The 8260-nt window shown below is 55.2% G+C and carries 6 protein-coding genes; 4 read left to right on the top strand and 2 right to left on the bottom strand.

The genetic code is table 11. The features are described from left to right. Positions 1-607: 607 nt before the first annotated feature. Together tig and K9G39_RS11050 are read right to left on the bottom strand one after the other, a co-directional pair. Positions 608-1891, bottom strand: a complete 1284-nt coding sequence (gene tig, locus K9G39_RS11045) for a trigger factor (protein WP_292004982.1) — start codon at positions 1889-1891, stop codon at positions 608-610. Positions 1892-1991: 100 nt separating this feature from the next. Continuing rightward, the gene (locus K9G39_RS11050) at positions 1992-3269 is read right to left on the bottom strand and encodes a pitrilysin family protein (protein ID WP_292004983.1); all 1278 of its coding nucleotides are present in this window, start codon (positions 3267-3269) and stop codon (positions 1992-1994) included. A 174-nt stretch (positions 3270-3443) separates the two neighbouring features. On the opposite strand from K9G39_RS11050, the gene K9G39_RS11055 reads away from it, so the two are divergent. From K9G39_RS11055 to K9G39_RS11070, 4 genes are read left to right on the top strand one after another with little or no spacing between them, the layout of a single operon-like run. Next, positions 3444-4433: an SDR family oxidoreductase gene (locus K9G39_RS11055; RefSeq protein WP_292004984.1), complete on the top strand. Its 990-nt coding sequence runs from the start codon at positions 3444-3446 to the stop codon at positions 4431-4433. Between the two features lie 39 nt (positions 4434-4472). Continuing rightward, on the top strand, positions 4473-5519 hold the full coding sequence (gene recA / locus K9G39_RS11060) for a recombinase RecA (RefSeq protein WP_292004985.1): 1047 nt from the start codon (positions 4473-4475) through the stop codon (positions 5517-5519). A gap of 2 nt (positions 5520-5521) precedes the next feature. After that, positions 5522-6565, top strand: coding sequence for a tRNA dihydrouridine synthase DusB (gene dusB / locus K9G39_RS11065; RefSeq protein WP_292004986.1), 1044 nt, complete (start codon positions 5522-5524; stop codon positions 6563-6565). A gap of 19 nt (positions 6566-6584) precedes the next feature. Further along, positions 6585-7616, top strand: a complete 1032-nt coding sequence (locus K9G39_RS11070; protein ID WP_292004987.1) for an aspartate-semialdehyde dehydrogenase — start codon at positions 6585-6587, stop codon at positions 7614-7616. The last annotated feature ends 644 nt before the right edge of the window (positions 7617-8260 follow it).

Consider the following 8260-nt stretch of genomic DNA (forward strand, 5'->3'; position numbering starts at 1 on the left):
GAAGATGGTGTGCCGGTGTTCCCAGCCCCGTAGGGGCGGCATGTCGGTAGAACGGGTGTATGCCCCCCAATATGGGTTTTGTGGTTTTTCCCCAGCCCCGTAGGGGCGATATATCGGTAGCGCAGGGTGAAACCCTGGGGCCGTAGGGACGGCATGTCGGTAGCGCAGGGTGAAACCCTGGGAGCCGTAGGAACGATATATCGGTAGAGCCGGGGCATCCCCGAAATATTGGTTTTGCGCGTGTGTCGCGGGGTTGAGCACCCGGCGTTACCGTTATGGCGCTCCTCCGGAGCTTGAAGAGGTGGGGGGTGGCGGGTTGTGTCTACCGATATGGCACCCCTACGGGGTTTGAAGAGAAGATGAAGATGGTGTGTCGGTGTTCCCAGCCCCGTAGGGGCGGCATGTCGGTAGCGCAGGGTGAAACCCTGGGAGCCGTAGGGGCGGCATGTTGGTAGAGCCGGAACATCAAAATAAATATGGGTTTTGCGCGTGTGACGCCGGGTGAAACCCTGGGCGGTGGTCTTTTAGGCCCTTTTCGTTCCTTTCCCGGAAACAAAAAAAGCGGAGGGGGGCCTCCGCTTTTTTTAATTGCCTGTCAGGCAGTATCTCAGGCCTGGTGCACCGGGATCGGTGTCGGCTCTTCGGTGATGGTGACCTGTGACTTGATGATGTTGTACACCTTGTCCTTGAGAATGGAGTCGGTGACGTAGTCTCTGAATTCGGTAGACATGTAGGTGCTGATTGCTTGTTCGACGCTCAGCGACGGGTTTTTCTCGGCCTCTTTTTCCGCGAATGCCCTGATGTCGTCGTCGGTTACGCTGAGGTTGTTGAGTTCGGCGATTTTCTGGCTGATCAGAAGCCAGCGTGCGTGCTTTTCGGCATTGGGCGCCATGGCCTGCGCGAACTGGCCGGCATCGAATCCTTTGGGAAAGTTTCCGCCCATCTGCCGTTTTGCGTTTTCAACCAGCATACTGGCGAACGATGCGATCATGGCTTTCGGAGCCGATACCGGGTTTTCTTCGATGAGTTTTGCCGAAATGGATTCAAGCAGCTCATCTTCGGCTTTCATGGTGAAGTGCTGTTCGAGCTGCAGGCGCACATCGCCGGTAAAATCGCCGGCATTTTCGAAGCGCTGACCGGAGATCTCCTTTACAAGGTCGTCGGTGAGTTCGGGAAGTTCCATCCGTTTGATCTCCTTTACGGCGATACGGTAGTGCTGTACCGGTGTTTCGTCGTCCTTGGGTTCCGTTGCCACATCGGCGTTCTCTCCGGCTTTTTTACCGGTAAGGGCCTTGCGGAACGGGTTATCCTCGGGCAGATATTCGAGATTGAAGTGGTGGTTTTCCGTTGTGGATTCCTCTTCCGGTTCAGCTTCGGCATTCAGTTTGGTGACGTCGCCGATGACGGTATCGGTTTCCGAGGCGGGCTCGTCGACCGTGACGAGAGTTCCGTGCCCTTTGAGGATGAGATTGATCTCTCTCTGGACATCCTCATCGGTGACGGTATAGCGCGCCTGGGTGAAGCTGTAGCCTTCAAAGCTCTTCAGTTCGAATTCCGGGTGGATCTCGTAGGAGAGTTTGATGGTGAGCTGGCCGTCATCGAAGCTGAAGCTTTCGATGGATGCGCGACTGGCCGGTTTGATTTTTTCTTCATCAGCAATGGCAGAGAAGTACTTCGATGCCATTTTTTCGGCAATGGAGGCCTCGATTGCCGGGCCGACAAACTTTTTGATCATACCTGCCGGAACATGGCCTTTTCTGAATCCCTTGATCTGTACGGTTCTTTTTGCCTCTTCAAGTTCCTGATTGTATTCCGTTCCGAATTCTTCAGAGGAAAGAATTATTTCCAGTTCCTGTTCGGTATCACTGATTTTCGTAATGTTCTTTTGCAAGGCAGTCTCGGTTTGTTGGTGAGTGTAATGGTCAAAAATTAAAAGTTCAAAAGATACAAAAGAATCATCGGATTTAAAACAGCGTCCGCCGCCGCTTCGGTTATCGTATGGGTTTGTAAACCAGCGTGGATAGAGAAGTTTCTTCCAGAACCTTCCGGGCGGCTTCGGTGACAGCCTCTACGGTGACGGCCTCTATGGCCGCTGTTTTTTCCTCAAGCGGGACGTGCCGGCCGAAGTAGGAGAGGTCGGTAGCCAGATGCGACATCCTGCGGGTCATTTTTTCCGTACCCATCAGGAGCGATCCGAGAACTTTCGATTTTGCCGAAAGCAGTTCCCTGTCGGGAGGGGCGGCGAGCTCCGGACTCTTCAGTACCGAGGAGATCACGTCGAGCGTCTGTTCGATCTTGTTTCCGTCGGTTCCCGCGTAGATGTTCATAACAGTGAGGTCATCAAAGAACGCGATCGATGAATAGGTGCTGTAGGCAAGCGCGAGCTTTTCGCGCAGCTCGATGTTCAGCATGGAGCTCATTCCGTTGCCGAGAATGGTGTTCAGCAGCATCAGCGGGTAGAATGAGGGATCGTGGCGGGGGATTACGGTTCCCAGCACGATCTGTGCCTGGTGTACTCTTTTTTTCAGGGTGCGTGTGAACGGCTTGTAGTTTTTCTGAGGAAAGGCCGCTCTTGCCGGCACCGGGCTGCTGCCGGAAGAGAGAGTTGCGAAGCCGCGTTCGGCCAGTTTTATGAACGTTTCGTGGCGGATGTTGCCGGTTGCGGTAAGAAACATCTTTTCCGGTCGGTAGAAGTCGGCCATGAAGGCCTTGAGATCGCTTTCCGTAAGGCCGGCAACGCTCTCTTCGGTACCGAGGATCGGGCGCCGGAGCGGGTGTCGGTCGAAGAGGTAGCGGTCGAAATCCTCGAAAACCAGCTCTTCGGGAGTGTCGTTTACGCTGCTGATCTCCTCCTGGACAACCTCTTTTTCTTTTTCGATCTCTTCCGGGGGAAATACCGGGTTACAGACAAGGTCGGCCAGCAGGTCGAGAGATGGTTCGGTGAAGCGGTCGAGGCAGCGCAGGTAGATGCAGGTCTGTTCTTTTGTGGTCCAGGCGTCGAGATAGCCTCCGTTTCGTTCGATTCCTCCGGCAATTTCGATATAGTCGCGGTTTTTCGTTCCCTTGAAAACCGCATGTTCAAGAAAGTGTGCAATGCCCCCTTTCCTGTTCGGGTCATCTCGGGAACCGGCATCGATATGGATTCCCAGTGTCACGCTCTGCACCCAGGGGACATAATCTGTGACAACACGAAGGCCGTTGCCGAGGGTGCTGCTCAGGATGCCTTCGGGCGGGAATTCCGGTTTCTGCGCCTTGTTCGTTTCGGCCATACGATGAAAAATTTATGATAGTGATGGTTGGAATTAAGCGCAATGTAGTTTTAATTCGTATGTTTATGAACAGATAACTCTTTGATATCGTTGCATGATTACGGTTCAAAGAAACCTCCGGGCGGATGCTTGAATGCAGGCGGTGGAACGATTTAAAGATACGGTTCTCTCTGAATGATCACGACATCCATACTTGTTACCGGGGCATCCGGGTATATCGGTTCGCAGGTTGTTCTTGAGCTGCTCGAACGCTACGGAGCCCAGCTGCAGCTGAAGGTTCTCGCCAGGCATGCTTCGGACTGCTCATACCTTTCCTGTCTCCCTGTCGAGATCGTCAGGGCCGACCTGCTCGACGTGCCTTCCATGACGGAGGCTTTTGCCGAAGTCGATACGGTTTTTCATTGTGCAGGACTCATATCCTATTCCAGGTATTTCCGCAACCGGCTTTACGATGTCAATGTGCTCGGTACGCGCAATGTTGTCAACGCCTGCCTTGCCCATAAAGTGCGTCGTCTGGTCATGACCAGCTCCATTGCCGCAGTGGGCGGTTCAGATGATGGGTTACCGGCTTCGGAGTCATCCTCCTTCAAGGAGTGGCAGCGCAGGAACGGCTATATGGAGGCGAAGCATCTTGCCGAACTGGAAGCGCTTCGCGGTGCGGCCGAAGGGCTCGATATCGTGTTGGTCAATCCCGGTGTGGTGATAGGCGTTGACCACGACAACAAGGCTTCCGTGAGCACCTCCAACAAGGTTCTTCGGATGATCTACCAGGGAAAGCTCCCGTTCTGTCCCGCAGGCGGAAGCGGTTTTGTGGATGTGCGCGATGTGGCTGCCGCACATGCCGAGGCGTGGCGGAAGGGGCGAGCCGGGCAGCGCTATATCATTGTCGGTCACAACCGTACCTTTGCCGAACTCATCGAAGGTGTACGGCGTATTCCCGGAAATTCCGTCAAACCCTGCCGCAACATGCCTAAGGCGGCATGGTTTCTTGCGGGTGTTGGCGGGGAACTCTGGTCGATGCTTTTCAGGAGACCTTCGTTCGTCAGCTTTGAAAGTACCCGAATGGCCGGCGAAAAACTTGCATACGACAATACGCTTTCGATAAAGGAACTTGGCATGACTTACCGTACCCTCGAGGATTCCCTGAAGAGCGCAGTGCTGTGAATGCTGCTGTTTTAATTCAATCTTATGACTGCAAGGACTATGGACACCAAGAATAGAGAAAATACTTCCGAAGGGGTCGATCCCGCAAAGCTCAAGCAGCTCAATCTTGCCGTTGACGCGCTTGAAAAACAGTTCGGCAAGGGCACCATCATGCGTATGGGCGACGATTCCTCAATTCTGCAGGTTTCGTCCATTCCGACGGGTTCGATGACACTCGATTTTGCGCTTGGCGTAGGGGGCTTGCCCCGCGGAAGGGTGACGGAAATCTACGGTCCGGAATCTTCGGGAAAGACAACCCTTGCGTTGCATGTGATCGCCGAGGCCCAGAAAGAGGGGGGCATCGCCGCCATCGTCGATGCCGAGCACGCTTTCGATCCCGGTTATGCCCGCAAGCTCGGCGTGGATATCAATGCGCTGCTTATCAGTCAGCCGGAATCGGGGGAGCAGGCGCTGAGCATTGTCGAGACCCTGGTAAGAAGCGGTGCGGTTGATGTTGTCGTTGTGGATTCCGTTGCGGCTCTTGTTCCCCAGGCGGAACTCGAGGGTGAAATGGGCGACAGCGTCGTGGGTCTTCAGGCGCGCCTGATGAGCCAGGCCCTGCGCAAGCTTACCGGTGCGATTTCGAAGTCGAGTGCGGTCTGTATTTTCATCAACCAGCTTCGCGACAAGATAGGGGTTATGTACGGTTCGCCTGAAACCACCACCGGCGGCAAGGCGTTGAAGTTTTATTCGTCGGTGCGTCTCGATATCCGCAGGATAGCCCAGATCAAGGATGGCGATGAGATTGTCGGCAACCGTACAAAAGTGAAGGTCGTCAAAAACAAGGTAGCTCCGCCTTTCAAGACAGCCGAGTTCGATATTCTTTATGGAGAGGGTATTTCCATGATGGGTGAACTGATCGATCTGGCCGTGGAGTTCGGCGTCGTGAAAAAATCCGGTTCCTGGTTCAGTTTCGGTCAGGAGAAGCTCGGACAGGGTCGGGAGTCGGCAAAGAAAGCCTTGCGTGAAGACCATTCGCTGTTCCAGCAGGTTTATGTGCAGGTAAGGGAACTCATGACCGGTTCGGCGGAAATCATCAACGGCTGAAGATGAAGATAGGCTCGATAGACATAGATCGTCCCGTTATTCTCGCTCCGATGGAGGATGTGACCGACCGGGCATTCCGTCAGCTCTGCAAGCGTTGCGGGGCCGATATTGTCTATACCGAGTTCATCAGCGCCGAGGCGTTGCGCAGGGGAGTTGAAAAGACCATGCGCAAGCTGCATGTCGATGCTGTCGAACGCCCGGTGGCCGTGCAGATTTTCGGCAGCACAATCGAGTCGATGATCGAGGCTGCGGCGGTCGCCGAAACCTTCAGTCCCGATTTTCTCGACATCAATTTCGGCTGCCCAACAAAAAAGGTTGCCGGCAAGGGCGCCGGCGCAGCGCTGCTCAGGGAGCCGGAAAAGATGCAGGCAATAGCCGAGGCCGTAGTCAAAAGCGTTGGTATTCCGGTAACGGCCAAAACCCGGATCGGCTGGGACCACGATTCCATCAACATTGTGGAGGTGCTGCACCGGCTCGAAGATGCCGGTATCCGGGCGCTCGCCATACATGGCCGTACCCGCAGCGATATGTATAAAGGAAAGGCCGACTGGAGCTGGATAGCCGAGGCGAAGCGGCACGCTTCGATTCCCGTGATCGCCAACGGTGATATCTGGTCGCCCCAGGATGCTGTGGCCATGTTTGCCGAAACCGGCGCCGACGGCATCATGATCGGTCGGGGCGCGATCGGCAATCCGTTTATTTTCGCCCAGGCGAAACATCTCATCCAGAGCGGAACGGCGGCGCCTCCTCCGGATTTCCGACAGAGGATTCATGCTGCGATAGAGCATCTCAGGCTTTCCGTTCAGTACAAGGGCGAAAAATACGGCAACCTTGAAATGCGCCGGCACTACGCAACCTACCTGAAAGGATTGCCGAAGGTGTCCGCCGTTCGCAACATGATTGTCCGCGAAGAGGGATGGGAGCAGGTTGTCGAAATTCTTCTTGCCTACGAAGGCGAATGCGAAGGGTACGCAAGGGAGGGGCGCATCAGGGAGTATGCGGAGTATCTCAACGACCATTCGGAAAAACTTGTCCTGAATTATTAAAGAACCATTATAAGCGAGTATGAGCATTTCAGATTCCCGCTACCGTGTAGCGGTACTCGGTGCAACCGGACTTGTCGGGCGCACCATGATCCAGGTACTTGAAGAGAGAAATTTTCCCGTCAGTGAACTTGTGCCTCTCGCTTCATCGAGAAGCGCCGGCCAGACTGTCCGGTTCAAAGACCGGGAGTTCGTTATCGCAGTTCCTTCGTCCGAGATTTTTCGCAATGTCGATATCGCCCTTTTTTCGGCAGGAGCGACGGCCAGCAGGGAGTGGGCGCCGGTTGCCGCCGAAGCCGGAGCAATAGTCATAGACAACTCTTCGGCTTTTCGTATGGAGCCAGGCATTCCTCTTGTGGTTCCCGAGGTCAATCCCGATGCTATTTTCAGGGTCGATGGTACTCCTGAGAGCATTATCGCCAATCCGAACTGCTCGACCATCCAGATGGTGGTCGTCCTAAAGCCGCTGCACGACCGGTACAGGGTGAAACGGGTGGTGGTTTCCACCTATCAGTCGGTTACCGGAAAGGGTAAGGCCGGACGGGATGCTCTTGAAAGCGAGCTTGCCGGCCAGGTGCAGGATCAGTTCACGCATTTCCACCAGATAGCCTTCAATGCCGTTCCCCAGATCGACGTTTTTACGGATAACGGTTATACCAAGGAAGAGATGAAAATGGTCAACGAGACCCGCAAGATCATGGGCGACGATGCCATGGCGGTCTCTCCGACCACGGTACGCATTCCCGTTTACGGGGGGCACGGCGAGTCGCTGAACATAGAGTTTGAAAACGATTTCGATATCGACGAGGTACGGGCTCTCCTGGCCTCATCTCCCGGCATCATCCTTCAGGACGATCCTTCGGCCCGCATCTATCCCATGCCGCTTACCTCATACGAGCGTGACGAGGTGTTTGCCGGCAGGATCCGCCGTGACTTCTGGAACCCGAAGACCCTGAACATGTGGATTGTTGCCGACAATCTCAGAAAAGGTGCGGCAACCAATGCCGTGCAGATTGCCGAGGTAATTGCCGCCAGGTGTTCCGCCGGAGCCTGAAGAGCAGCAGGGGTGGTCAGACGCCGGGTTGACACCCGGCGTTACCGTTATGGCGCTCCTCCGGAGCTTGAAGAGGTGGGGGATGGCGGGCTCTGTCTACCGATATGGCACCCCTACGGGGTTTGAAGAGAAGATGAAGATGGTGTGCCGGTGTCCCAGCCCCGTAGGGGCGGCATGTTGGTAGAGCCGGAACATCAAAATAAATATTGGTTTTGTGCATGTGCCGCCGGGTTGACCACCCGCCGGAACCGTTATGGCGCTCCTCCGGAGCTTGAAGAGGTGGGGGGTGGCGGGTTGTGTCTACCGATATGGCACCCCTAACGGGGTTTGAAGAGAAGATGAAGATGGTGTGCCGGTGTCCCAGCCCCGTAGGGGCGGCATGCCGGTAGCGCAGGGTGTATGCCCCCCCGAAATATGGGGTTTTGTGGTTTTTTCCCAGCCCCGTAGGGGCGGCATGTCGGTAGCGCAGGGTGAAACCCTGGGAACCCGTAGGGACGGCATGTTGGTAGAGCCGGAACATCAAAATAAATATGGGTTTTGCGCATGTGTCGCCGGGTTGACACCCGGCGTTACCGTTATGGCGCTCCTCCGGAGCTTGAAGAGGTGGGGGGTGGCGGGTTGTGTCTACCGATATGGCACCCCTA

Source organism: Chlorobium sp., assembly GCF_021740465.1.
Lineage (GTDB): Bacteria > Bacteroidota > Chlorobiia > Chlorobiales > Chlorobiaceae > Chlorobium.

Excerpts from the sequence above, each read along its gene's own strand:
- K9G39_RS11050 (WP_292004983.1), bottom strand. The coding sequence starts at position 3,269 with ATGGCCGAAACGAACAAGGCGCAGAAACCGGAATTCCCGCCCGAAGGC.
- K9G39_RS11055 (WP_292004984.1), top strand. The coding sequence starts at position 3,444 with ATGATCACGACATCCATACTTGTTACCGGGGCATCCGGGTATATCGGT.
- recA (WP_292004985.1), top strand. The coding sequence starts at position 4,473 with ATGGACACCAAGAATAGAGAAAATACTTCCGAAGGGGTCGATCCCGCA.
- dusB (WP_292004986.1), top strand. The coding sequence starts at position 5,522 with ATGAAGATAGGCTCGATAGACATAGATCGTCCCGTTATTCTCGCTCCG.
- K9G39_RS11070 (WP_292004987.1), top strand. The coding sequence starts at position 6,585 with ATGAGCATTTCAGATTCCCGCTACCGTGTAGCGGTACTCGGTGCAACC.